This window comes from Arcicella sp. GW458-12-2-14-TSB2, assembly GCF_059423785.1.
The window spans coordinates 1-24,859 of record NZ_JBWKYN010000084.1; the positions used below are offsets into that span (position 1 = coordinate 1).

A 24,859-nucleotide genomic window follows, 5' to 3' on the forward strand; every position below is an offset into this window, starting at 1 on the left:
GAAAGATATTTTGCCCTTAGAAAAATTTTATCTTTGCTGTTAGCAATAGGAAAATAAAATAATTCGTATTCTGGAGCAAAAAACCATTGAAAACCACCGTTAACAAAGGATTGGTCTTTGTTATTCCAAATCTTTTGATAACGTACAGATCCGCCAATATTAAGTCCAAAGTTTCTATATTGTAAGATAGTAGCTTTAACTTCTGCTCCAAAATCTAACGTATTTCCTGTGCTTGTTTGAAATAAAGGAACGTTACTATTCAAGCTATCTTTTAGTTTTTCTCCTTGCAAATTAAACCAGCCAAAATTTGAAAATACGTTCAACTCATAACTATTATAAAATCTACCCATTTTTTTAAAAACATTGACTTTACCTCCGATTTCTAGGAATTTTCTTTGATTGACTGACATCCTATCTATACTAAATGTATCTTTCGTACTTAACGATTTGTTTAGCTTTGTAGGAATAATACTTTCATACCCGTTATCAAATCTGCTATATTTTAAAGAAGGTTCAAAATAATTAAATAATAAAAAAACACTTTTAGGCAAGGGCATAGTGTTCAAAAATATTCTTGCAGAGGCTTCGGTTTGAACTAAACCATTGCTTCTATCTGATTTTAATAAGGATAGCAAATCACTGTAAATGTTCACATTAATATATGAATTTAATGACGTATTTATAGTTAATTCTTTTTTAGCGTGACTTTTATCTAATGTTATTTTTCCATCATTTGGAGCAAAGTTTATTTGTGTTTCACCATCATAACCAAGTAAATCTAAAAGTTTAATCGTCTTTAAACTATCGTTATCATTAATTAAATGATAATACTTATACCTATCTATAAATATCTTGTGCCTAAAAGAAACACCAAATCTTGATTTCCATTTATTATATCCTTTATTCCAAATATTACGATAAATATCTGTGGATTTTTCATCATACGCTTTAATTTCTGTAGCAATTCCATTAGTAAAAAAAATGTCCACTTTATTTATACTTGCTTTTAAACTTTTGTCAGGTCGCATTTTTTTTTCAATCTCAGGGTTTATAAAACCCTTACTATTTTTAAACTCTTCAAGAAGAGAATCCTTTTTTTCACTCGTATCTTTTTTAATCATATTCCAAGTATATACTTTAGGATGAAAATTCTTTATTCCTAATACACCTATTACTTCACTAGTATCTCTGTCATTGTTAACAATATTAGTAACTTTATTTATTGCTGTTGTGATTTCTTTTTTAAACTCTTCTAGTTGTAGCTCTTGATTTGTTTTATAATCTTTAATAATTACTAAGATTTCTTTTTTTTCAAATTTAAAAATACTACTATCAGGACTACTGAGGCTTATTGTCATTTGTTCATTCTCTTGATTCATATCAGATACTGTTTTTAGTTGAAAATAACGTATCTGACTTTGAGAAGAAGAAGGCGATGTATAAAAATCCATCGGGTCTTTATTTGGTATCAAATAATCTTTTGTTTCTGTAGCATCAGATTTTGTAACTTTAAATTCAATTTTGATTTTTTTCCCTTCTGGAATAATACCTAATAACTGAATAGCCACTAAACAAGAATCTCCCTCTTGAATAGAAATTGTATCCTTCTGAAAACCAACAGTAACTTTCTGTGCTTGACCAACTATTATTTGAGAATATAGTGTTAAAAAAAAACATAGTATTAATAATTTATATTTTTTCATGACTAAAAGTGTTTATATGTAAATGTATTTTCTTTATAAAATATATCTTTTTAATTATCAATGATTTATACTACTTAAATCTATAATACTTACACAAAACTTTAAAATTAAAACACAATTAATCATTGTTTTATTTATTATATGGTAAAACTCAATATATTTTATCAGCATATTTCAAATGTTATCTTTTCTTTCTATGCAAAGGGGTTATTATAGTTAAATGACTTATTAATAAATTAATCTTTATATGTTCAAAATCATTATCCTTATTTAGATTTGTGAATAAGATTTGTTAACTTTTAAATTCACTAAAAAAGAAATGGATTGCTTGTGTTTCAAAACAAAACTCATCAACATGAAAAAAGTCTTTACCTTAATTATTACCACTTGTTTTTGTTTTACACTGTATGCTCAACAATTGAGTGTTGAACATATTATGCAAGACCCTAAATTTACCATTGGAGCTTTGCCTTCTGCTATCAATTGGTCGGAGGATAGTAGAATGGTTTATTTTAATTGGAATCCATTCAGAAATAAGGCGGATTCGTTATATGGGGCTTCTGTTACTGAAAAAAAACCATTTAAAATACCTCCTCAAACACGTAGAGCTTTACCTTCATTTTCGGGGGTATATAGTCGAGACTTCTCTAAAAAAATCTATACAAAAAATGGCGATTTGTTTTTGCTAGACTGCAAAACAATGGCCGTTCGCCAGATTACTAATACTGTTGAAACAGAAAGTAACCCTAATTTTAATGGCAAGGAAACCAAAATCATTTATACCAAAGCCAGCAACTTGTTTAGCTTTGATTTATCCACAGGTGAAACAGAACAACTAAGCAATTTTTTAACTGGAACTAAAAAAGCTGAAGCAAAGCTAAATGAACAAGAAAAATGGCAAAAAACTGACCAGTTAAGTCTTTTTGAAATATTAAAAGAACGTGCTGATAAGAAAAAGCAGGGAGATATAATTGCTAAAGCTGATTTGCCTAAACGTGCCAAAGAGATTTATATTGATGATAAAAGAGTAGATATTCAGACTTTGAGTCCTGATGAAAATTATATTACCTATCGCTTAACTAAATCGGCGACGGGTGCTAAAAATGCCATTGTGCCAAGCTACGTAACAGAATCGGGCTTTACTGAAGATTTGCCTGCTAGAACAAAAGTAGGTGCGCCGATGCCAAGTCATGAGTTTTGGGTATATGACATCAAAAAGGATACTGCTTTACAGGTTTCTACGAAGGAGATTGAAGGAATTTATGACCAACCTGATTATTTAAAAGATTATGCTAAAAAAGATACGACCAAAAATAAAAAGGTAGAACCTAGAAAGGTAATCTTTAGCGAAGTAATATGGTCGGCGGATGGTAAATATTGTGTCTTGGTTGTAAGAAGTCAGGATAACAAAGACCGTTGGATTTTGAAATTGGATGTTGCTACCCGAAAACTGAAGACTATCGACAGACAAAGAGACGAGGCTTGGATTGGCGGACCGGGGATTAATTTCGGAAATATTGGTTTTTTAGGGGATAATCAAACATTATACTATCAATCAGAAGAAGACGGTTATTCTCATATTTACACTGCCAACTTAGCAACTGGGGCTAAAAAACAATTAACAAAAGGTAAATTTGAAGTGCAGAGCCTTCAACTATCAAAAGACAAACTATCTTTTTATTTTACTTCAAACGAGGTACATCCGGGAGAACAGCATTTTTATAAAATGGCTGTAACAGGTGGGGATAGAATACGTTTAACAAAAATGACAGGCTCGAACCAAGTGGTGCTTTCACCCGATGAAACCAAATTAGCCTATTTGAATTCTTATTCAAATCGTCCTTGGGAAGTGTATATTCAAGACAATATTGTAAATGCTCCCCCTACTCAAATTACTAAATCACAAAGTCAGCAGTTTAAAGAATACAAATGGCGTGAGCCTGAAATCATTACTTTTAGTGCAAAGGATGGTGCTGACGTATATGCTCGTTTATATGAAGCCAAAGGAGAGAAAGGGAAAAAGCCAGCAGTAATCTTTGTACATGGCGCGGGGTATTTACAAAATGTACATAAATGGTGGAGCCAGTATTTCCGTGAATATATGTTCCATAATATGTTGGTCGATAACGGCTATACTGTCTTAGATATTGATTACCGTGGTTCATCAGGTTATGGTAGAGATTGGCGTACAGGTATTTATCGTTTTATGGGTGGTAAAGATTTGACTGATCAAGTAGATGGAGCAAAATGGCTGGTTGAAAACCAAGGGGTAGACCCTAAAAAAATCGGTATTTATGGTGGTTCGTATGGTGGTTTTATTACTTTGATGGCAATGTTTACTACGCCAGATGTATTTGCTGCGGGTGCTGCACTAAGACCTGTAACAGACTGGGCAGCCTATAATCACCCTTATACCGCAAACATTCTGAATGAACCACAGACTGACTCTATTGCATATCGCAAAAGCTCACCAATATATTATGCAGATGGATTGAAGGGAAATCTATTGATATGTCATGGTATGATAGATGTAAATGTGCATTATCAAGATGCTGTTCGTTTGGCTCAAAGACTGATTGAATTGAAAAAAGATAATTGGGAATTGGCATCTTATCCGATGGAAGACCATGGTTTTGTAGAACCTACGTCGTGGATAGATGAATACAAGCGTATTTTTAAACTGTTTGAAAGAACGCTTAAATAATAGTGAATTGTGAGTTAGTGATTAATTGGTCATCGGAAATCGGATTTCAGCAATCAGCTAATCATAATAATTACAAATACTGAATTTAATTTTCAAAAAAATTATTAGATTTTATAACTCCTGTAGCGGTAACCGCAAGAGTTACCGCTACAGGGTTTTTCTATCGTAATATTAGAGCTAAAATGTGTCTGTTTTTGAATCACACAATTCACTAACCCACAACTCACTAACTAGTCAACTTTATATTTAAAATCCAATGGATTAGCATATTTAAACTGATAGCCAGTTTGTTGTATGAGTTTCTGTGGACTGATAATTTTAAAGGGAATAGCCTCAGTAGCTTCTTCAAAAATAGGTTTTTCAAACCCATATTCTTCACAGTTCTTTAAAAAAACGGCTTCACGAACGGGATGTTCTGGCGAAACGGCATTAAAAGTCTCATTCCAAAAGCCCTTTTCAAGTATCATCGCAATTATACCTATTACATCGTCTTGGTGGATATAATTGACAGGAATTTGTCCCGTATTAATACGTTTACCAGCAAAATACTTTGCCCCTATTCTTTCCTGTCCCATCAACCCTCCACAACGCAAGATTGTTGTTGCTAAGTCCAATCCTTTTAACAGATTCTCTACCTTTATCAATACAGAAGACGCTATTACTTCGTCGTCTTCGTAGATTATTCTATTCAAATCTGGATATACTGAAGTAGATGATGTATAGAGAATAGATTGAATACTGGATAAAGAAAGAGAGGTAATTAATGATTGTATTTGTTGCACATGATAGTCTTCCCCAAATTTGCCAGCACGAGGAGGAATGCAAATAATTAAGATATCTGAATTCAGAAACGCTGCAAGATTATCGCTTTCAATTTCGGGAGAGAATTTAAGCACAAAAGGACTAATACCCACAGCTTGCAATGATGGGGATTTAGCTTCAGAGGTAGTAGAACCTTTTACTTGATGTCCTTGTGCTACTAAATACTTGCCTAAAGGCAAGCCTAGCCAACCGCAACCTAAAATGCTAATTTTCATAAGTAAAACTTTTTCCTCAAAATAAACTCTTCTACTGCCTCAGGAATCATATAACTGATTGATTGCCCATTCTTTAAGCATTCTCGAATAAAGGTGGCAGAAATATCCAATAAAGGCGCTTTTACTAAACGAACGTTGGGATGTTTTTCTAAATCACTCAGTTCAGCATTGGGGCGGGGGTAAACATATAAACCGAAGTATTCTAAAATTTTGTCGTGGTTTTTCCAGTTTGGAAATTGAGCCAAATTGTCCCCTCCAATAATCAATTTGAATTCATGCTGTGGATACTTCTCTTGTAAACGGATTAGTGTATCAATCGTATAAGAAGGCTTGGGCATCGAAAATTCGATATTAGTTACTTTGAATCTAGGATTATCTGCGATGGCTTTTTCTACCATATCCAAACGATCAAATTCATGTAATAGCGATTTATTCTTTTTAAATGGATTCTGTGGCGACACTACAAACCAAACTTGTTCTAAGTCGGTAGTAGTTGCCATTACGTTGGCAACTATTAAATGCCCAATATGGATGGGATTGAAAGAACCAAAAAAGAGGCCTATTTTCATATAGTTCTGAGTTCTTAAGATTTGAGCAACAAGCTATGAACAATTATTATTGGTATTAACAAATGGATAAGCTCATAGCTCAATACTCACAGCTTTTAAAGCTTAGTTTATAAATTCATCAAATAGTTTTTGAGCTTTTCTGAATGCCTCTGTTAAATCATCGTTCAATAATACAATATCAAATTTATCTTGGAATGACATTTCAAAATTCATTTTGAATACTCTCTTAGAGATAGAGTCTTCCGAATCTGTACCACGTTCACGCAATCGTTTTTCTAACTCTTGTACGCTTGGCACTTTTACAAAGATAGACAATGCACGTTCTTTGTAATATTCCTTTAATTTTACTCCTCCACGAACATCTACATCAAAAATCACATGTTTACCAGATGCCCATAAACGTTCAATTTCTGATTTCAACGTACCGTAATAAGCTCCAGGGTAAACTTCCTCCCATTCTACAAATTCATCATTATCAATCTTAGTTTTGAATTCTTCTGGCGTCATAAAATAATAATCTTTACCATTTTCTTCATTCCGTCCACGCTTGTCACGCGTGCAAGCAGAAATAGAAAATCCAAGATTAGCATTATTGGCAAGCAAGTGCTTAACAATAGTAGTTTTGCCCGAACCAGAAGGGGCAGAGAAGATTATAAGTTTTCCGTTTTCCAATTTTCAACAAGTAAAATACCCTAATTAATTAAAAGTAAAAGGCTATTAAGTATATCGTAAACAAAACGACCAACTTAATAACCTTTATTTTTTGAGCTTAAATACTCAATTATAATGCACTTATTTTCTTTTTGATACAATCAATCAAACTCGTCGGAACACATTTCTTTTCCAATCTTAATTGCATTGTTTCTTTAATACACTTTTCCAATTCATATCCTTTCTCACACGGCAAACATTTATCCATGTTCTGTTTAAATTGGGCTATTTGCTCTTCTGATGCCTGACCGTCCACAATTAATTGAACTAATTTCATGCATTCAGATTGATGCTCACAGCTTGTTTTTTTTTGAATTTTTTCAACCTCGGAAACCATTATTCTATTGGATTAAACAAATTTAATTTGGCGTTGTATTGGGGTTACTATTTATGATAATCAAGTAGTTATTGAACAGGAAGGTTGTAAAAAAAATTCCCATATGCTAAAAAATATAAAAAATTTCTTGATTATAATTATTTTTTCATCAATAGTTGTCTATTCTGCCATGCTGTCAGCATTTACGTCATAGCCCAAAGATTTGGCATATGATTTCAATTTTTCTTTTAACAACATTCTGGCACGGTGTAAACGAGAACGTACGGTTCCTATAGGTATATCTAATATCTTCGCCATTTCTTCATAAGTAAACCCTTCAACATCACATAGTATAATAACAGTACGAAAATCAACAGGTAAAGCATTTAGTGCATTGGCAATTTCATCTCCAATTAAATCTTGTACAGTATCTGCTCTTAAATCAACTGTTTGAGTAGTTTCTGCGTCTTCCTCTGAATTATAAGTTGTTTCAACATCCTGATAATCAACCTTCGACGGCTCTTTAGATTTCTTCCTAAAATCGTTAATAAAACTATTCTTCAGAATTCTGAACAGCCATGCTTTAGCATTAGTTCCCTCGGCAAATGAATTGATAAATCTAAATGCTTTCAGGTATGTGTCTTGAACAAGGTCGTTAGCATCATCCTCATCGTTTGTCAGACGGAAGGCAAAGTTGTACATTGAGTCAATGTACGGCATAAACTCTTTTTCGAAAACTCTGTGTTTTTCTACTTCAGTATAGGTTTGAGTTATTTTAATTTCTTCTTGCTCGTCCATGATTGCTGCTGAATATCACTTGATAAAAATAGAAAATGATACCGTAATTATCAAGTAATTTATTGAATCTACATTACATTGTTTTAGATAATTTCTATAAACAAACAACTTGCCAAGCATGATTTGAACTTTTTTCCTGACAAAAAGGCGTAAAACTTTTTTATTTTAATCTTTTCTAAATAACTGGATAATTACAATTACTAATGTAGTAAAAATCGTGCTAGCTATTACTTTTGCTAAGATGGGGAGAATTAGCCCGAAATTAGATGCCTCCAATGAAAACAAAATAAAGTGATGAATAACCGTTAATATCATTACATAAGTCAGAAACCAAGATACCCCCATTGATTTCAAACTCAGTATTTGGCGTTCATCATAGCCTCTCTGAGGCACCAATAAAGCCAAAATTGGTGTACGAATATAAGCGATGAATGTCATGGCTGCTGCATTAGCACCAATGGTATTATAAAATATATCAACAAACATTCCTGCAATAAAACCTAAGAAAATCAATTGTACTCTATTAATATCAAAAGGAAGCAAAATGACCGTAGCTACATAAACAAAACAAAACGCGTGATTGAGAAATACCAATTGTCTAACAAAGAAAATTTGCAACAAAAGATAAAATATAAAAGTAAGTATTTGAGGAAAAATATTTCTTGGAGTCATTATTAATTAGATTGCCGAGTTTATAGTGGCTATGCAAATTATTGGGAAATAGTACGCTATTTTTTTACTTCACTATCAGTACTTTCTAAAGCTCTTTGTTCTTTTTCTAGTTTGTTATTAATGACATACACATACGAAAGCGTACTAAAGTCTGTGGCCAATTTTACTTTTATGTCATGAAAAGTTTGGTCAGGCTTTAAGCCTACTTTGCTAACGTAACCAATCACGATGTTCGACGGGAAAACATAATTGAAGTCAGACGTCATTACGGTATCCTTTACTCTCACATTTTTGTACCTTGAAACATCTGTCATTTCTACAACAGAAGGATTCAGTCCATCCCATTTGATAGAGCCGATTTCATTGTTACTTTTAATCTTAGCGGAAACAGTATATTCTGAATGCAGAATAGAGATTATTCTTGAATAATGTTCCGAACATGATTTTATTTTACCTACTACTCCCGTTGAAGAAATTACCCCCATACCCGGAGCTAAACCATCAGCCGTACCTTTATCTATCGTAATATAGTTATTAAACTGCGCTACGCTTAGGTTAGTAACTTTGGCTACCGTAAACTTAAAGCGAGCTGCCACAGCAGAATCGGCTTTGTAATTGATGATAGAGTGAGTGATAGGCGTTTGTTGAGCTTGTAGCTTCTCTACTAACTCATAAAGTCTTTTATTCTCTGAGCTTAAATCTTCATTTACTTTGCTCAGGTTGGAATACTCTACGATGCTATTAGAAATATCCAAGGCTTGTGCCGCATAATAGTTCGTAGTGTTGAACATGATAGCACTGGGGTAATTATTGTATGAATAAAAAAACCACAGACTCAGTACCTCCAATAATGCAAACAAAATGAAGGCTCGTTTCCTAGATATAAATTGGATTAACTGATACATTTATTAAAAGAAGAATCATGGAATAATTGATTTGACAGAAAAGGCTATAATGTAAAAATGAGTAAACGAAAGAACATAAAAATATCATTCTTTCATTTACTCATTCCTTAGCCTAGTTAATTAAGAGATGAGAATAGGCTTGAAATGGTCAAGATGTTTTAATACTTCACCTGTTCCACGCACTACAGCTCTTAATGGATCATCAGCAATATGAATAGGCAATTTAGTTTTGTTCGCTAAACGCTTATCTAAACCATGCAACAACGCTCCTCCACCTGTTAAATGAATACCATTGTGATAAATATCTGCCGAAAGTTCAGGAGGTGATACCTCTAGGGCTTTCATTACGGCTTCTTCAATTTTAGAAATTGATTTATCTAGGGCATAAGCAATCTCTGAATAAGTAACCTTAATTTCTTTAGGGATACCAGTCATTAAGTCACGTCCACGGATTTCATAATCTGCTGGTGGATTTTCCAATTCTGGCAATGCTGAACCTACTTCAATTTTGATTAATTCTGCCGAACGCTCACCAATTAATAAATTATGCTCGCGACGCATATAATCAACAATATCACGTGTAAATACATCTCCAGCGATACGTACTGAAGCCTCACAAACAATCCCTGAAAGCGCAATTACTGCTATTTCAGTAGTACCACCGCCAATATCCACAATCATTGAACCGTTTGGCTGCTCAATATCTATTCCAATCCCTATTGCCGCAGCGATAGGTTCATGAATCATATACACTTCTTTAGCTCCAGCGTGTTCTGCTGAATCTTTTACCGCTCTTTTCTCAACCTCTGTGATACCTGAAGGAATACAAATCACCATTCGGTGAGATGGCGTAAAGAAACGACTTCCCGTATCAATCATTTTTATCATTCCCCGAATCATCAATTCGGCTGCCGTAAAGTCGGCAATCACTCCGTCTTTTAAAGGACGAATCGTTTTGATATTCTCGTTGGTTTTTTCGTGCATCTGCATTGCCTTGTTACCAATGGCCAAAACTTTGTTGGTGGCTTTATCAAGGGCAATAATTGATGGTTCGTCAACCACAATTCTATCTTTATGGATAATTAACGTATTGGCAGTACCAAGGTCAATCGCAATGTCTGAAGTCAGGAAATTGAATAATCCCATTTTGTGAATTTGTTCTTTATTTTTATATTTCTTTTGAACAGGTATTGTGTAAAGTTAGTCAATTTAAACTACCTGCTGTCGGATATTCTTGTAAAAGTACAAAATTAATGAGAATGTAAGAGATTACCTTAAAACCATGCGGAAAAATTAGTAGGAATTAAAGCGAAGAAGATAAAATATGATGAATAGCCCTAGTTTTTAATAACATTAAGGCATTCTTTAACAGTATTTTCAATCCAATTGAAATTATTATCGTCTAAAATTGCTTTCGGAAATAACTGTCCGCCCATGCCAACCGCTTTAGCACCAGCGTTGAACCATGTAGTTAGGCTTTGTTCGTTGGGTTCTACACCGCCAGTAATCATCATTTCTACCTGAGGCATTACTGTCTTGACTGATTTTACAAAAGAAGGACTTAAAACATTGGCTGGAAATATTTTTACAATGTCTGCTCCTAACTGATTAGCCTTATAAATTTCGTTGGGCGTAAGTACCCCTGGAAACCAAGCCATGTTATTTTGTTGGCAAACATTAGCTACGCCAGCGTCTAGCGTTGGCTGAACGATAAAGTCAGTATCTAAACTGACAAAATACTCTGCTTCCTGAGCATTGAAGATAGTGCCGATACCGATTGCCATATCTGGAAAGTCTTTGCGAATGTATTTTACCAATTCACCAAAAACTTTATCGGCACCCACACCACGATTTGTGTATTCAAAAACCCTGATACCGCCATTATAACAGGCTTTTACAACGGCCTTGCTCTTTTCTACATCGGGATGGTTGAAAAGAGGCATAATGGGTGTTTCGCTTAGTTTTGTATAAAGTAGTGCTTTTGAAAACTTCATAATCGGTTTTATCTTCTTAGTTTTCCACTGACATCGCCATTCATTACTGCTTCAATTTCGCTGACTGAAGATAAGTTGAAGTCGCCTTCTATCGTATGCTTTAAAGCAGAAGCTGCTACTCCAAACTCTATTGCTTTCTGCGTATTCTGATAGATGATTTCGCCAAAAATAAACCCTGCCATAAAGGCATCTCCTCCGCCAATTCTATCAACAATATCAGGAATGTTTATTTGTTTGGTTTCTAACATTTCAAATCCGTTCCAGCATTTTCCTGTTAAAGTATTGTGTGAAGCCGAAATTTGACCTCGTTTGGTAGTTAATACTTTTTTTAATTTCGGAAAACGGTCGGTCAATTGTTGACAAACCGATTTAAAACTTCTCTTGTCGTCGTTAGGGACAATTCCAAACATATCTTCAGCATCGCCTTTACTGCAAATAATTACATCGCAATTTTCAATCAGCTCTGGCATTATTTCATTGGGTCTTTTTCCCCATTTCCATAAATTAGAACGATACCCCACATCTGCGGAGACTTTTAATCCTAAACGACTAGCCGTTTGGGCGGCCTCCAAGCAGGCCTGAGCGGCGCTTTCTGAAATAGCTGGGGTAATACCTGTGAAATGAAACCACTGGGCATCTTCAAAGATATGCTCCCAATTAAATTCCGAAGGCTTCAGGGTGGCAAAGGCTGAATCGGCTCTGTCATAAATTACCTTACTTGGTCTCATGGCTGCTCCCTGTTCTACATAGTAAATGCCTATACGGTCGCCCCCTTTTACAACATCATCCATACTAAGCCCATACCGTCGGTAGGTATTGATGGCGGCATTGCCCAAATCATTGTCAGGGAAACGGGTTACATGGCTAGCTGGAACCCCCATAATAGCCAATGAGGACGAAACATTCGCTTCGCCCCCACCAAAATTAATATCAAAACTTGTCGCCTGTTGAAAGCGAGTATGACGTGGCGTGCTGAGCCTCATCATTATCTCACCGAAAGTGACTACTTTTTTCATAAATATTTCCTCACTGCGTCTGAAAATCCTTCTAACTGTGTTAAATCTTCACCCCACAAGCTTCTGTTAGATAATACTTTGTCTAAATCAAAGTTTTCCCAAGCTTCGTAAAAGTATGGTGCGAAATTACAATTGATTGGGTAATATTCACCATTACATTCGCCGAAATAATTACCATTTACTTCTTTTTCAGCTTTCATGAACTGTAAATAAGCGGCAAAGCCCATGGCAAACAATTCGGGTGCTTTACCAAATTCACGATAATATTGCAAAAGAATAGGCACATTACGCATTTTCATTTTGGCAGTATACTGAACGGTAATGTCTAATAATTTATGTTGTAAGAAAGGATTACGGAAACGGTCTAACACCATTCTACCGAAACGGTCTCTGATTTTAGGGTCAATCTTGTAAGGAATTGCTAAAGATACTTCCCCTAACATCATATTTGTAATAATTTTACTTAAATAACTATTACTCATTACATCTTTTACCAAACGGAAGCCTAGCAAATATGCCATTCCGCATGTCAAAGTATGTGTTCCGTTAAGCATTCTTAGCTTTAATTCACGGTAAACTTCAATGTCTTTTTCGATAATCACTCCCGGATCAGCAGCAGCAAATGATAGGATATTTCGGATTTTTTCATCTCCCTGAATTGCCCAAAGACGATACACTTCTGAAAGTATCATCAAATCGTCTTGATAAGAAAATTTCTTTTCTATTTCTTTACAAATCTCTTGGTCAGGTTTTCCCGGTACAATTCTATCGACTAATGAATTACAGAAGTAGTTGTGGTTTTCAAGCCATTCGATAAATTCAGGTTCAAGGCCATTGCGGTGTGCTTGTTCCAATACAATTTCTTGTAACTTATCTCCATTTCCAACGATTAATTCAGTGGGGACAATTACCATCCCGCTTTTAGCAGAACCTTTGAATACTTGCCAACGCTCGTATAAAAACGCTAATAGTTTTACAGGGAATGACTGTGGAGGGTTATTTGTTATCTTATCGTTTTCTAATAAAGTAATACCTACCTCAGTAGTATTAGAAATGATTATTTGCATTTCAGGATTTTTAGCACAAGCTAGTATTTCCTTCCACTGTGAACGTGCCGAAATAGTACGAGAAATAGACGCATTGATAATATATTCTTCTACTTTCTGCCCATTTTCTAATCCTTTTACGGCATGGGTAAAAAGACCGTCTTGTTCATTAAAATCATCTGTACCCCCTTTATCTGTAGATTTAACTACTACTACACGACCATTGAAAATACCTTTTTTATTAGCCTTGTCAATAAAATAATCACAAAGTCCTCTTAATAAAACACCAGTACCAAATTGAAGTACTTTCTCAGGAAGTTCAAAAATTTTATCACTAGGTAACTCAACAAGTTTACTCAAATTTTCAGCATTAGCCGCTAAATATTCTCTGGTCAGTTTTTGATTCATTGTCTCACAATATTTATATTTATTTATTTTAAAGCCCGTAGGCACTGATTATCTACTCATTGTTATTTCAACAATAGAGCGTAAATGAGCAATAGAATATTCTATTTACTTACATTTACGCTCTGTTGATGAAAATTCTGAATGTATTATCTTATTTGTAAAAACCTACTGTGGATATTAGGCTTCCCCAATAGGGCCACGATAATTGGTTGGGAACTGAAAGCCATTTTGGTTTTTATCTTCAGTAATCGGGCCATAGGCCTCTTCATATTTTTGAATATTTTCTTTGAGGGCATTCAAAAGACGATAAACATGATCAGGTGTAAGAATTACTCTTGATTTTACTCTCGCTTTAGGGATTCCAGGCATCATTTTGATAAAATCAATAACAAATTCACTCTGAGAATGTGCAATCATCGCCAAATTAACGTATTCTCCTTCTGCCATTGCTTCTGTTAATTCTACGTTTATCTGGTTTTCTTCTGTGGGTTGACTAGCCATTTTTATGGTTAAATTAGATTTCTTAAAATTGTTTTTTACAAACTATGAATTTATATAAAAGAATATCTTGATGCAAATTAATTCAGGTTTTATCCTTTAAAAATAAACGCTTAGTTTTTTGTTTCAAAGGTTTCTCCTATCATATTTGTATAAAAAAATTATGTATAAGCATCTTTTCTTCGACCTCGACCATACTCTTTGGGACCATAACACGAATTCTAAATTGGCTTTAGACGAGGTGTATCAGCACTTTGATTTACATACATATGGCATTCCTTCTTCTGTACAATTTTATATTATCTTCAATAAAATAAATCATCAGCTATGGGATTTGTATGAGCAAGGAAAGATTGGTCAACCCGAATTACGCCATCAACGTTTTAGAATGATTTTCAGCGAGTTAGGCTGTTATGATTATTCTCTTTGTGATGAAATTTCAGATAAGTATATCAATATTTCCGTCCGCAAACCTAATTTATTGCCTAATGCCAAAGTCGTGCTAGAATACCTATTTCCAAAGTATCCTCTGCACATTATCACCAATGGTTTTATGGAGGTACAAGACATAAAAATGACGGCTGGAGGAATTAAACAATATTTCAAAGAGATTGTCACTTTCCAAAATTCTGGCTATAAAAAACCTGAAGCGGGTATTTTTGAATATGCCTTAAATTTAGTTGGAGCAAAGCCTTCTGAGTGTATTATGATTGGTGATAGCTTTCAAAGCGATATTGTAGGGGCTAATCAAGCGGGTATCGACACGGTTTTTTTTAATCCTGATGGAAGGGCACAGGAACTTACATTAAAACCTAAACATGAGGTGAAGGATTTGATTGAGTTGAAGGAGATTTTTTAGTTGTGGATTTTAGACTGAATGAACTTAGAGTCTATCCCCTCAAGCTATTTTAATGCTATTGTTCTTATAAAATCTCTCATCTCTTCTTTCATTTCTTCAGCTGCCTCTGAATATACTTTAACGGGGCTATTTATTACTTCTAGTGCTTGTTCCTTTGCTTTCTTCACATCTCCTTTCTCAATATATAAATTAGCAAGCAAATACTTAGGATAAATTAAATTAGGTATCATGTTGTGTGATAAACGATAGTTTTCTTCTGCCTTTTTAATTTTTTTTATAGCTTGATAACTAAGTCCAAGATTATTGCACAAAAAAGGTTCAGCTAAAAGAACTTTCGCTTGTTCATAAACCCGAATTGCCTTTGAATGTTGCCCATCTAAGGCTAGTGATTTACCGTAGACTAATAGATTTACAGCATTAAGATTCGGAATCTTTTCATAAACCAGAATTGCCATTTTATATTGTTCTTGATTAAATAACTGTTCAGCCTTGTATGAAGCTCTTTCTGTCTCATCACTTTGACTAGTCTTTAACCATAAAATCAAGGACAGCGAGAAAATTGCTACTCCTAAAATTGACATTGTCCATTTTGAAAGCGGAATGCTTTTTAGTGGTACAATCCTTAAAAGGCATAAACTCAATATCAAATACCAATGCAATTGTGTCGGGATACTTTCTAAAGGATAGGAGCTTTGTCCTGTTAGTAAACAACTGACTAGTACAGCTACATAAGGACTCGTATTTTTTCGAATAATTGTCGTATAAATACCCACAAATAGTATCAAACCTATTGAACCATATTCAATAGCTATTTGCAGAAAATCGTTAAAAACATAACTTACGTTACCAGCTATCCATTGTTCTTGAGCTGACCTATCAACACTAAAATAATGAGCTTGATAATTGAAATATTGATGTGAAACTGAATTGAAACCTTTCCCCCAAAAAGGATTATCAAGCCACATAGTAAAACCAACTTTCCAGATAAGCGTTCGTCCAATGGCTGAATTTTCTTTTAAAAAAAATAATTGTAAAATAAATAAACTGACAATGCCAATCAGCAAAAACGAAACCAAGCCTTTTATCCAAATTTTATTTTGTTGAAATAGCTGAATTAACCGATAACGATGACAAACAAATACAAACAAACCACCTAAAGTAGCGACCCATGCCGTTCTTGACCCTGTAAATGGCAAAACAGTACCTGTAAGTATTAACGTAATATACCGAATTGTATGAAATAAATAATGTTTGGAACTAGTACTTGTAGCCACATATTTTTTAGAGGACACTACCGCTAATACAAAGGGAATGCATAGATAAATGCCGTAAATACCTGTATTATAAAGTGAACCAAGCGGATTATCGAAGTGTTTCCAATCATAAAAATGTTGATATAATTGATAAAGCCCCAAGATGGCTTCGACACAAGCAAAAAGCCAAATCACAATGATGATATAGGTTTCTTTGGGTCGCTCTATACTTATCACCAAGGATATGAGTAGTAATAAAAATTGACTTCCTATTCGAACATCCAAGTAAATATCAAAATACGAAACATGTATACATAAGTAACTTAAATAGGCTATTATAAAATATGATGTAAGAGATAAGCCAACATAAACGACTCGCCGACGTAACAAATAAATTATCCCCAACACAAAGCCTGTAAAACTAGCAACTTTATTGAAATAGAGGCATTTACTCAATACTTTACCATCATAGATGTCTGTTCTTTCAATAAATACACTCCAGCACAGAAGTGTAATTAACACAAAACATAGAACCGAAGAATTGACAAATGACCAGCGTTTAGTAAAAAGATTGGACTCCATCGGCGTAGTAGAATATACGTTCATTTTTATTTCCATTTACTTTTTGTAGGCGTAGTAAAGCATTTTTTGGTACGTTTTCAAAAGTTATTTTTGATTTTGCTTCTGCTATACTTTCACTATGAAATATCCATTTATATTGATAAAAATATGATAATTGATATGTCTCTCCTTTAATCACTCTAGTTGCAAAACTATCATGGCTAAATTCAGCCTTTTCATGAACCTCCTTATTGATTGTTAGTTCATGGCTATTACCTAAAGAATCTACTAGAATAGGATTTCCTTCTGGTATGTATTTCCAATTTTCATACCGACAGGGCATGTACACAATTTCTGTTCCCATTTGTTTAAATGTAGCGCTCCCTTCTGTTCGTACTCTAGCCCAAAAAGCAGGCTTCCATTCATTTTCATTTAGCGTACATAAGTAAATGTATTTAGGATAAGTAACCCTTTTCGATAATTGAAAGTCAACATCAGCCACTTTCGTATATTCAGATGTAACATCTTTGATACGTGTTTTTTCAAACTCATAAGGTATTTGTACAGTTCTTCCTATTTTGTTATCTTCTACTAATGTCTCTTTCTGCTGAGAAAAGGTTTCTCTGAATACTTTTGACATTTTAGCAGACCAACCGCCAAATCTAACAATAGGATTTACGATGGCATGTTTGGGCATTCTGCCTTGCCACAGAAGCCGTGCCGCTCCAAGTGCTTCAAAATCTAAAAAAGAGCCATCATTCATCACAAAGGCATTCCAATAATGATTACTATCTCTATTCCCCCAATATAAAACAAAATCTCTTGTGACAGCTAAGCCCATTGCCCGCATCACAAACATATTCAAATCGGTTTTGTTATAACAAGTACCTGCTTTGGCAGTATGTAAATTATCTGAGCCAACCAACGGTAAATACCCCCACAACTTCTTATTTAACAAAAACCACTTAAGGTTATTATAAAGTACCCTAGTAGCGTTAATGGCATCTGATTTATTTGGTAAGGAATCAGGTAGCCAAGCATACTTTTTCATCAGTTTTTCTCGCCAAGGCAACAGTGGCTCATTGCTTATTTTATAAGGTAAAAGATATTCACAAAATTGCTCAAATGTTAGATGTTTTGCCCAAGGATAAGTACGCCATACATGAAAGGCTAAGTCAATATTTTGAATTAAAAAATCTGCTTTTATGGTTTCCAAATCAGATGATTCTATCGTATTAGGGTCTTCATTTTTTTCTACAATTTTATCCCATGCGTCATATACGAGCGGATATTCTGTTTCTTGTTTATGCACAATCACCTTATTTGTAACCAATGAGTCATACACTCCAAAAATAGCATCGAAGGCTTGTAAATTTGCTGAATCTAAATGCGTTAGCCCCTCCATGTTTTTTATTAAAAAGTAGCAAGCTTGCAATTTTAAGGAATCTTTACCTTTTTGATAATACTGAATTACTTTTTCTAGCTCAATACTATTTTTCCCTGCTTTCGTTAAAGCTTTATTGACCTCTACAGGTTTTTGGGCATGTGTATAAAAGGCTATTAAAAAACATAATAGCGAAATACTCTTTTTCATAAGGTTATTAATTATTTCTATTTGGGTAAATAAGGAATAAGTTCAGCGAAAATGGAATCTATTTTTTGGGGATTATCAAAAGAACTATTTTAAACAAAAAGTCTTCATAAAAGTAGAAATTTCTTTACTTTGATTCTCTTCATCGGATATTATAGTAAATACATATTCTCTTTTAGGTATTTTAAAAGGGAAGTCTTTACTACTTTTGGAGTTAAATAAGAACTTAATTCTACTTACTCTTGTTCCCTTCTTTTCAAGCTCTTCACATAGACTATACTGAATATTGTTTAGCTTCTCTGAAAATTCAACGATTGCTGTATCTGGACTAGACACACTATCATCCTTACTAAGGTATATTTCCTGTGTTATTTTTTTTGAATTAAATACGGAATTAGTTAGACGCATTTTTGAAATTAAAATACAATTCATATTTTTCCAGGCATTTAACTCTTGTAACACGGAATCAACATCTACACTATCTTTAGTTACCTTCTCCAATGATTCAAAAAAAACTCCTCGTTTATTGTTCTTTTGATAAATAAAATAACTGTAATCCGTCTTCCAAGAAATAATAGAGGTATCTTTCTCTACTATATTTTCAAATGGCAGTAAGTATAATATAAAATTCCTCCAATGATAAACTTTATATTTTTTTGATATTATTTGAATATTACCATTTTCTAATACAAAAGGTATTTCTGCAGAAATAATTACATTTTTTATATCTTCTTCTTGTGAGGCTTTACAAAAGAAAATTACACAAAAAAATATCAGACCTACACACAACCATCTTAATGGCTGTGTGTAGTTAAACTTGATTTGACTCATCTGTTTAGTCTTGGTCATCTACATGGAAAGATTTAGACGCATTATAATTTATTCCAATAGGGAATGGGTTGAGATTACACACTGGTTTCCAATCTACATGTAAGCTTATTTTTACATTTGCCCAATAATTGCCTAATTCAGAATGAAAATGATTCAATCTATACTCTGCAGTACCACCAATTATTGTCCCTTGATCAGATAAACTAGAATGTGTTATTGTTTCCCATTGCCAAGGTGAGCTACTATCCTTTTTAACCTGAGTGTAATTCTCGTGGCTGAAAATAGCGTAAGTAAGTGATCGAAGAGCTACCCACTCTTTTGAACCATCCTTTCTATCATAAGGATTTATATTCGAAGCAAGATTAGAAGCACCATCTATATCACTTTCATTAGTTACTATAACGTTATTAATAGCATGTTGAACACTATTTTGATTGGATTGACAATTGGCTTCTTCTGATTCAGAATCACCATCACCATCATCGTTGCTGTCATCATCATCATTGACGTCATCATCATTATCATCACCACTCCCACCATCTACAGGAATGATAATGCAACCTGACTCTGAACAAGCATAATAATTCCCATTTGCATCTTGCTCAAGCCACATATTTGCAACCCTTGCAGATTTCATAAGCATATCTCTTGTTAAAAACTTACTATACTTATTACTTTTTAGATTTACTTTCCCTTTTTCTAAAAATTGTCCTTGCTGATTATATGTAGTAAGACAACCATCATGCTTGGTATGCTTTCTTAAATGCAACACCTCTTGTCCATCAAGTATAAAGTAATCTATCATCCATTTTTGGTCAGCATCTTTTTTTACAAATACCTGTAAAATGTCTATACCACGACTATCCAAACTTGTTCTTATTTTATTTTTTTCCCACTGAGGAGCTAGCTTACTAATATCAATATCCCTAGGATTAGTAGAAGACTTTCGAGTAGATGAAGCTATTTGTTTCTTAAACAAATTTTGAGCCTTCAAAAGCAATTCGCTTTTCTTAGCTTCTGGAGTAAGCTCGTGTACAGGAGAGCAGGATTGTAATATGATAAAAAAGCCTAATAGTAGGCTATAGATTCCCAGTGTATTTAACTGGGTTGTGAAAAAAGAATAAGCGGGTGTAATGATGTTTTTGTGAGTAGAATTCATAGTTTAAATTAAAAAAAGGTTATTGATACTACAGTTGAGTAGCACGTAGATATTAAGCCATAGCTTATAGTCTTTTATGTAAAGTGTATATTATATAACAAGTATCGGTGTGCTACTAAGTTCTGCCTATTTTGGCTGTGGCAAACAACATTGAGGTCTTTTCTAGGTCATAGTCTTTATAGGTGTTTGAGTGATACCTAACTTATGGGCTATTGGTATTTCCAATGCAAGTATAAGGATGTTTTATATACTTTCCCAAACGATAAATACAAAAAAAATAGTACATTAACGAGATTATACATACTTAATCGCAGAATATTGCATTAAAAATATCTAGAGATTCCTATTGAAAAAACATTTTCTTTTAATATCTTATCCAAATAATATACAATTTTATCTAAAAAAAAGAATGAATTTAGCTATCTAAAATTAGCAAAATAGTTATATTAATATTATATTTATTTAGACTTTTCAGGGAAAATTTAATACAAGATAAAAGTTTGGAAGATTTTGGGACTTTTAGAGATAAGCGCTATGCGAAAGAATAGGAGACTTGGGGATTTTTGGATAGAAGAAGCTAGACTCTAGATATGAGACAAGACAGTCATTATGTTGAGAATTTACATATTAAAAAGTTTTGTACTAAAAGATTTAAGATTAGAAAAACTTAAAGCCTATTGCCTACCGCTCAAAGCTCACTCCTAAAACAACGACAACTGGTTGGTATCTCCTTTTTTATCAAAAATTTTTTTATCCTTAATTAGCTTTCGGTGTTGTTCTAAGAAGGCAACAAAGGCATCTATTTGTTGATATAGCGGAGTAAAATTATAGGTTTTTACATCATAGCTTTCTTGATATACATCATTAAAATCTGTAATGATATAATCCAAGGTTCTGACGCCCCACTTCTGTAACCCTAACATATACAGATTTTGATGGTTGAACTCAAAACGATTGGGTTGGTATAATCTGGTAGATTTTAAATCTACAGCACGGTCTCCTCCTACCAAATCTACAAAGCCATAGATTAAGCAATTTTTATACTTTGCTTCGGTATAAAACTGCGTTTTGTATTTAGCAGGTAATAATTCACGCGCCTTTTCAATGATCCCTTCACCGAATAGCTCCTCGTTTTCGCCTGTAATTACGGCCTTCTCAAAATCAATTCCTCTTTGCTGAGCTTCGGTAGTTGGCTTTTTTACTCTATTGATACGGTCTATCATTTCCCACAAGTCTACAAGGATGTTTCCCTGAGCATCTAATACTTGTTGCTCATACAAAACAAATGAATTGATTAATGTGGGATAGATTCTGTACATCTGAGTGTTAATTTTTTTATTAGAAACGGACAAGTCCGTTTCTAATGGGTATCATCAATTATCCGATTACTAAACGCTCAACGGCTTTGTCGCCGATTAAATGACTTTCTACAATTTCTTCAACATCAGATAATTGTACATTGCCATAAAATACTCCTTCTGGATATACCACCATGCCCAGACCAAAAGCACAAACATCTAAACAGCCTGTTTTTTGTGCTCTGATTTCGCTCAATAGGCCTTTTTCTTTCAGTGATGCCTTGAAAGCATCAACTAATGCTCCTCCTCTTTCTACGCCGCAGCTTTTTTTGGGTGCATCTTTTTGGTTAGTACAAATAAAAACGTGTTTCTTGTATTTCATTTTGTTTTTTAAATTTTGCTGACATCTTTGGAATAGATTTTAACAATTTGTTTTTGATAAAATCGTTCAACCAATGCAATTTAATGGTTTTCTAGTAATTTTGGAATAAACCATGGCAGACAGTCGATAAATTAATCTGACTTTCGCATTCCGTAATCAATATTTGTATGACTTTTCAGACGCAGGAACAATATCAATTTATAGAAAGTATTCTTTTTGAAAACTTAGGACATAACCCAGAGGTGCTTGATTTCCAGTTTTTTTATGGCGGAAACTTCAATCTTGCTGTAAAAGTAAAAGTAGCAGAAGGCGATTACTTTATTAAATGGAATCAGGGCGACCATGATGGTATGTTTGAATCTGAAGCAAAAAGTTTACAAGTTTTAAAAGATACTGGTGTGCTTTCTATCCCTCAAGTAATTAATTACGGGAAGATTTTAGATAAAGAATATTTGATGATTGAATTCTTGACGGCAGGCTATAAGCAAGAAAACTACTGGCAAGATTTCGGACAAAAACTAGCGAAACTTCATACACATACACACCATAGTCATGGACTAGACTTCAATAATTATATCGGCGCCTTACGTCAAAGTAATGAATGGATGGAAGATGGCGTACAGTTTTTTATTGAAAAAAGATTGAAAGTGCAGGCAGGTTTAGCCCTTTACGACCGTAAGATTTCTGAGGAAGTGTATGATAAATTTCAAACGCTTTTTGAAAAAATCCCTAGCCTTATTCCTAACGAAAAACCGGCTTTATTGCATGGCGACTTGTGGTCTGGTAATGTAATGACCGATAGCAAAGGCTTTGTTGCCTTAGTAGACCCTGCTTGTTATTATGGCTTACGCGAAGCTGAACTGGCTTTTACTACCATGTTTGGCGGCTTTGAACCTACTTTTTATGAAGCCTATCACAAAGTGTATCCGATAGAGAATGGTTTTGGTGATAGAATTCCTCTTTATAATTTATATCCCTTAATGGTACATGTCAATCTTTTTGGTGGTGGTTATCTCGATGCCGTTGAAAAGATTTTGAAGAAGTATTAATCATAAAACGCTATTATTAATTTCTTTTGATATTTCAGAAAAATATGTTCTCCTATTCATTATACTTAAATTATATATTATAACTTTGCCTATAGATTTTATAGAATATACTCGGACTAATTTAACAAACAATCTCATGAAATTTGAAACACTCCAACTGCACGCTGGGCAAGAAGTAGACCCTACAACTAATGCTCGTGCAGTACCTATTTATCAAACAACAGCTTATCAATTCAAAAATGCTGAACACGGTGCTAATTTATTTGCCCTAAAAGAATTTGGCAATATCTATACCCGTATCATGAACCCAACCAGTGATGTTTTCGAGAAACGTTTGGCGGCTCTTGAGGGCGGTGTGGCAGCTTTAGCGGTAGCATCTGGTCATGCAGCACAGTTTATCGCAATCAATAATATTACTACTGTTGGTGATAATTTTGTTACTACTTCATTTTTATATGGCGGTTCGTACAATCAGTTCAAAAACTCGTTCAAAAATATTGGCGTTGAGGCACGTTTTGCCAATGGTGACGATGTATCTTCTTTTGAAGCCCTGATTGATGATAAAACTAAAGCCATCTATTTAGAAACTATCGGAAACCCAAGCTTTAGTATCCCAGATTTTGAAGCATTTGCTGTATTAGCTAAAAAATACGATTTGCCGATTATTGTAGACAATACCTTCGGGGCAGGTGGTGCTATTTGTCAGCCTATCAAACATGGTGCGCACATCATTGTTGAGTCTGCTACTAAATGGATTGGTGGACATGGTACAACGATGGGTGGTGTAATTGTAGATGCAGGAACTTTTAACTGGGGCAATGGAAAATATCCACAGTTTACAGAACCTTCATCAAGCTATCATGGCTTAGTATTGAATGATGTGTTCGGTATTGGCGGGCCATTCGGAAATATTCAGTTTATTATTCGTGCCAGAGTAGAAGGATTACGTGATTGGGGTCCTGCTCAAAGTCCGTTCAACTCTTTCTTACTGATTCAAGGTTTAGAAACGTTGACGTTAAGGGTAGAAAGAATTGGAGAAAATGCCTTAGCCCTTACAAATTGGCTATCAAGTCATCCAGAAGTAGAACACGTAAATTATCCAGGTTTAGAAAATAGTCCATATCATGAATTAGGCAAAAAATACCTTACGCGTGGTTTTGGCGGAGTATTCTCTTTCAAACTAAAAGGCGATAAAGCTAAAGCTGAAAAATTTGTAAATAGCTTACAATTAATTAGTCATTTGGCGAATGTAGGTGATGCAAAAACTCTCATTATTCACCCTGCTTCAACAACACACTCACAGCTCTCGGAAGCAGAGCAAATTTCAGCAGGTGTTGAACCTACTTTACTAAGAATTTCGGTAGGTATTGAACATATCGATGATTTGAAAGCGGATATCGAACAGGCTTTGGCGGCGTTGTAGCTTTGAGCTATGAGCCATGAGCTATCAGCTTTTAGTCTTTGATTATCATAAAAAAGCAGTTGCTGATATTTCAGCA

Annotated in this window: 23 protein-coding genes; 4 read left to right on the forward strand and 19 right to left on the reverse strand. The window is 34.2% G+C overall.

Annotation, left to right across the window (positions count from 1 at the left end):
• Window positions 1–1,703, reverse strand: a 1,703-nt coding sequence (locus AC07XN_RS13255; RefSeq protein WP_494743432.1) for a hypothetical protein, incomplete at its 3' end; no start/stop codon positions are given.
• Window positions 1,704–2,058: 355 nt separating this feature from the next.
• On the opposite strand from AC07XN_RS13255, the gene AC07XN_RS13260 reads away from it, so the two are divergent.
• Window positions 2,059–4,407 carry a S9 family peptidase gene (locus AC07XN_RS13260; RefSeq protein ID WP_494743433.1) on the forward strand — a complete coding sequence of 783 codons (2,349 nt, stop codon included), beginning with the start codon at window positions 2,059–2,061 and terminating at the stop codon, window positions 4,405–4,407.
• A 230-nt stretch (window positions 4,408–4,637) separates the two neighbouring features.
• Here AC07XN_RS13260 and AC07XN_RS13265 read toward each other — a convergent pair whose 3' ends face one another.
• From AC07XN_RS13265 to AC07XN_RS13320, 12 genes are all read right to left on the reverse strand, one after another.
• Window positions 4,638–5,444 (reverse strand): Rossmann-fold NAD(P)-binding domain-containing protein, encoded by an 807-nt coding sequence (locus AC07XN_RS13265; RefSeq protein ID WP_494743434.1) that lies wholly within the window; start codon window positions 5,442–5,444, stop codon window positions 4,638–4,640.
• Window positions 5,441–6,013: a nicotinate (nicotinamide) nucleotide adenylyltransferase gene (nadD, locus tag AC07XN_RS13270; protein ID WP_309915241.1), complete on the reverse strand. Its 573-nt coding sequence runs from the start codon at window positions 6,011–6,013 to the stop codon at window positions 5,441–5,443. Before nadD ends, AC07XN_RS13265 begins: the two co-directional genes overlap by 4 nt.
• A 102-nt stretch (window positions 6,014–6,115) precedes the next feature.
• The gene (gene gmk / locus AC07XN_RS13275; RefSeq protein ID WP_309915237.1) at window positions 6,116–6,685 is read right to left on the reverse strand and encodes a guanylate kinase; all 570 of its coding nucleotides are present in this window, start codon (window positions 6,683–6,685) and stop codon (window positions 6,116–6,118) included.
• A gap of 109 nt (window positions 6,686–6,794) precedes the next feature.
• The gene (locus AC07XN_RS13280) at window positions 6,795–7,001 is read right to left on the reverse strand and encodes a phosphohydrolase (protein ID WP_309915235.1); all 207 of its coding nucleotides are present in this window, start codon (window positions 6,999–7,001) and stop codon (window positions 6,795–6,797) included.
• A gap of 219 nt (window positions 7,002–7,220) precedes the next feature.
• Window positions 7,221–7,838 (reverse strand): sigma-70 family RNA polymerase sigma factor, encoded by a 618-nt coding sequence (locus AC07XN_RS13285; protein ID WP_184129601.1) that lies wholly within the window; start codon window positions 7,836–7,838, stop codon window positions 7,221–7,223.
• A gap of 165 nt (window positions 7,839–8,003) precedes the next feature.
• Window positions 8,004–8,510, reverse strand: coding sequence for a hypothetical protein (locus AC07XN_RS13290; protein ID WP_309915233.1), 507 nt, complete (start codon window positions 8,508–8,510; stop codon window positions 8,004–8,006).
• Between the two features lie 56 nt (window positions 8,511–8,566).
• Window positions 8,567–9,415, reverse strand: coding sequence for a rod shape-determining protein MreC (gene mreC, locus AC07XN_RS13295; RefSeq protein WP_309915230.1), 849 nt, complete (start codon window positions 9,413–9,415; stop codon window positions 8,567–8,569).
• 120 nt (window positions 9,416–9,535) lie between these two features.
• Window positions 9,536–10,561, reverse strand: a complete 1,026-nt coding sequence (locus AC07XN_RS13300; protein WP_309915228.1) for a rod shape-determining protein — start codon at window positions 10,559–10,561, stop codon at window positions 9,536–9,538.
• A 191-nt stretch (window positions 10,562–10,752) separates the two neighbouring features.
• Window positions 10,753–11,409, reverse strand: a complete 657-nt coding sequence (locus tag AC07XN_RS13305; RefSeq protein WP_494743435.1) for a beta/alpha barrel domain-containing protein — start codon at window positions 11,407–11,409, stop codon at window positions 10,753–10,755.
• Between the two features lie 8 nt (window positions 11,410–11,417).
• Window positions 11,418–12,425, reverse strand: a complete 1,008-nt coding sequence (locus AC07XN_RS13310; protein ID WP_309915223.1) for a PfkB family carbohydrate kinase — start codon at window positions 12,423–12,425, stop codon at window positions 11,418–11,420.
• Window positions 12,422–13,879 carry a tagaturonate reductase gene (locus AC07XN_RS13315; protein ID WP_309915220.1) on the reverse strand — a complete coding sequence of 486 codons (1,458 nt, stop codon included), beginning with the start codon at window positions 13,877–13,879 and terminating at the stop codon, window positions 12,422–12,424. Before AC07XN_RS13315 ends, AC07XN_RS13310 begins: the two co-directional genes overlap by 4 nt.
• Before the next feature lie 177 nt (window positions 13,880–14,056).
• Window positions 14,057–14,380 (reverse strand): DUF3467 domain-containing protein, encoded by a 324-nt coding sequence (locus AC07XN_RS13320; protein ID WP_309915217.1) that lies wholly within the window; start codon window positions 14,378–14,380, stop codon window positions 14,057–14,059.
• Between the two features lie 160 nt (window positions 14,381–14,540).
• Between AC07XN_RS13320 and AC07XN_RS13325 the strand changes: the two genes are divergently transcribed.
• Window positions 14,541–15,236: a YjjG family noncanonical pyrimidine nucleotidase gene (locus AC07XN_RS13325; RefSeq protein ID WP_494743436.1), complete on the forward strand. Its 696-nt coding sequence runs from the start codon at window positions 14,541–14,543 to the stop codon at window positions 15,234–15,236.
• A gap of 44 nt (window positions 15,237–15,280) precedes the next feature.
• Here the strand turns inward: AC07XN_RS13325 and AC07XN_RS13330 are convergent, their stop codons facing one another.
• The 6 genes from AC07XN_RS13330 to AC07XN_RS13355 all read right to left on the reverse strand — a co-directional run bounded on the left by AC07XN_RS13330 (window position 15,281) and on the right by AC07XN_RS13355 (window position 22,311).
• On the reverse strand, window positions 15,281–17,095 hold the full coding sequence (locus tag AC07XN_RS13330; protein ID WP_494743437.1) for an O-antigen ligase family protein: 1,815 nt from the start codon (window positions 17,093–17,095) through the stop codon (window positions 15,281–15,283).
• On the reverse strand, window positions 17,049–18,644 hold the full coding sequence (locus AC07XN_RS13335; RefSeq protein WP_494743438.1) for a hypothetical protein: 1,596 nt from the start codon (window positions 18,642–18,644) through the stop codon (window positions 17,049–17,051). The genes AC07XN_RS13330 and AC07XN_RS13335 overlap by 47 nt, the downstream gene beginning before the upstream one ends.
• A gap of 84 nt (window positions 18,645–18,728) precedes the next feature.
• Complete coding sequence (locus AC07XN_RS13340) at window positions 18,729–19,472, reverse strand: hypothetical protein (protein WP_494743439.1); 744 nt, start codon at window positions 19,470–19,472, stop codon at window positions 18,729–18,731.
• Between the two features lie 4 nt (window positions 19,473–19,476).
• Window positions 19,477–20,631, reverse strand: a complete 1,155-nt coding sequence (locus AC07XN_RS13345; protein ID WP_494743440.1) for a hypothetical protein — start codon at window positions 20,629–20,631, stop codon at window positions 19,477–19,479.
• 701 nt (window positions 20,632–21,332) lie between these two features.
• Entirely contained in the window at window positions 21,333–21,950 is a 618-nt protein-coding gene (locus AC07XN_RS13350) for a hypothetical protein (protein ID WP_323251348.1), read from the reverse strand.
• A gap of 58 nt (window positions 21,951–22,008) precedes the next feature.
• Complete coding sequence (locus AC07XN_RS13355; RefSeq protein ID WP_494743441.1) at window positions 22,009–22,311, reverse strand: (2Fe-2S) ferredoxin domain-containing protein; 303 nt, start codon at window positions 22,309–22,311, stop codon at window positions 22,009–22,011.
• Window positions 22,312–22,478: 167 nt separating this feature from the next.
• Between AC07XN_RS13355 and AC07XN_RS13360 the strand changes: the two genes are divergently transcribed.
• Window positions 22,479–23,360: a fructosamine kinase family protein gene (locus tag AC07XN_RS13360; RefSeq protein WP_494743442.1), complete on the forward strand. Its 882-nt coding sequence runs from the start codon at window positions 22,479–22,481 to the stop codon at window positions 23,358–23,360.
• 136 nt (window positions 23,361–23,496) lie between these two features.
• Window positions 23,497–24,783 (forward strand): O-acetylhomoserine aminocarboxypropyltransferase/cysteine synthase family protein, encoded by a 1,287-nt coding sequence (locus AC07XN_RS13365; protein WP_494743443.1) that lies wholly within the window; start codon window positions 23,497–23,499, stop codon window positions 24,781–24,783.
• Window positions 24,784–24,859: the final 76 nt, after the last annotated feature.

What these genes read in the sequence shown, in the direction of transcription:
- AC07XN_RS13360 (WP_494743442.1), top strand. Translation starts at nt 22,479, where the DNA reads ATGACTTTTCAGACGCAGGAACAATATCAATTTATAGAAAGTATTCTT.
- AC07XN_RS13345 (WP_494743440.1), bottom strand. Translation starts at nt 20,631, where the DNA reads ATGAATTCTACTCACAAAAACATCATTACACCCGCTTATTCTTTTTTC.
- AC07XN_RS13310 (WP_309915223.1), bottom strand. Translation starts at nt 12,425, where the DNA reads ATGAAAAAAGTAGTCACTTTCGGTGAGATAATGATGAGGCTCAGCACG.
- mreC (WP_309915230.1), bottom strand. Translation starts at nt 9,415, where the DNA reads ATGTATCAGTTAATCCAATTTATATCTAGGAAACGAGCCTTCATTTTG.
- AC07XN_RS13260 (WP_494743433.1), top strand. Translation starts at nt 2,059, where the DNA reads ATGAAAAAAGTCTTTACCTTAATTATTACCACTTGTTTTTGTTTTACA.
- AC07XN_RS13320 (WP_309915217.1), bottom strand. Translation starts at nt 14,380, where the DNA reads ATGGCTAGTCAACCCACAGAAGAAAACCAGATAAACGTAGAATTAACA.
- AC07XN_RS13365 (WP_494743443.1), top strand. Translation starts at nt 23,497, where the DNA reads ATGAAATTTGAAACACTCCAACTGCACGCTGGGCAAGAAGTAGACCCT.
- AC07XN_RS13300 (WP_309915228.1), bottom strand. Translation starts at nt 10,561, where the DNA reads ATGGGATTATTCAATTTCCTGACTTCAGACATTGCGATTGACCTTGGT.
- AC07XN_RS13265 (WP_494743434.1), bottom strand. Translation starts at nt 5,444, where the DNA reads ATGAAAATTAGCATTTTAGGTTGCGGTTGGCTAGGCTTGCCTTTAGGC.
- AC07XN_RS13290 (WP_309915233.1), bottom strand. Translation starts at nt 8,510, where the DNA reads ATGACTCCAAGAAATATTTTTCCTCAAATACTTACTTTTATATTTTAT.
- AC07XN_RS13335 (WP_494743438.1), bottom strand. Translation starts at nt 18,644, where the DNA reads ATGAAAAAGAGTATTTCGCTATTATGTTTTTTAATAGCCTTTTATACA.
- AC07XN_RS13285 (WP_184129601.1), bottom strand. Translation starts at nt 7,838, where the DNA reads ATGGACGAGCAAGAAGAAATTAAAATAACTCAAACCTATACTGAAGTA.
- AC07XN_RS13350 (WP_323251348.1), bottom strand. Translation starts at nt 21,950, where the DNA reads ATGTACAGAATCTATCCCACATTAATCAATTCATTTGTTTTGTATGAG.
- AC07XN_RS13315 (WP_309915220.1), bottom strand. Translation starts at nt 13,879, where the DNA reads ATGAATCAAAAACTGACCAGAGAATATTTAGCGGCTAATGCTGAAAAT.
- AC07XN_RS13340 (WP_494743439.1), bottom strand. Translation starts at nt 19,472, where the DNA reads ATGAGTCAAATCAAGTTTAACTACACACAGCCATTAAGATGGTTGTGT.
- nadD (WP_309915241.1), bottom strand. Translation starts at nt 6,013, where the DNA reads ATGAAAATAGGCCTCTTTTTTGGTTCTTTCAATCCCATCCATATTGGG.
- AC07XN_RS13325 (WP_494743436.1), top strand. Translation starts at nt 14,541, where the DNA reads ATGTATAAGCATCTTTTCTTCGACCTCGACCATACTCTTTGGGACCAT.
- AC07XN_RS13280 (WP_309915235.1), bottom strand. Translation starts at nt 7,001, where the DNA reads ATGAAATTAGTTCAATTAATTGTGGACGGTCAGGCATCAGAAGAGCAA.
- AC07XN_RS13305 (WP_494743435.1), bottom strand. Translation starts at nt 11,409, where the DNA reads ATGAAGTTTTCAAAAGCACTACTTTATACAAAACTAAGCGAAACACCC.
- AC07XN_RS13330 (WP_494743437.1), bottom strand. Translation starts at nt 17,095, where the DNA reads ATGAACGTATATTCTACTACGCCGATGGAGTCCAATCTTTTTACTAAA.
- AC07XN_RS13355 (WP_494743441.1), bottom strand. Translation starts at nt 22,311, where the DNA reads ATGAAATACAAGAAACACGTTTTTATTTGTACTAACCAAAAAGATGCA.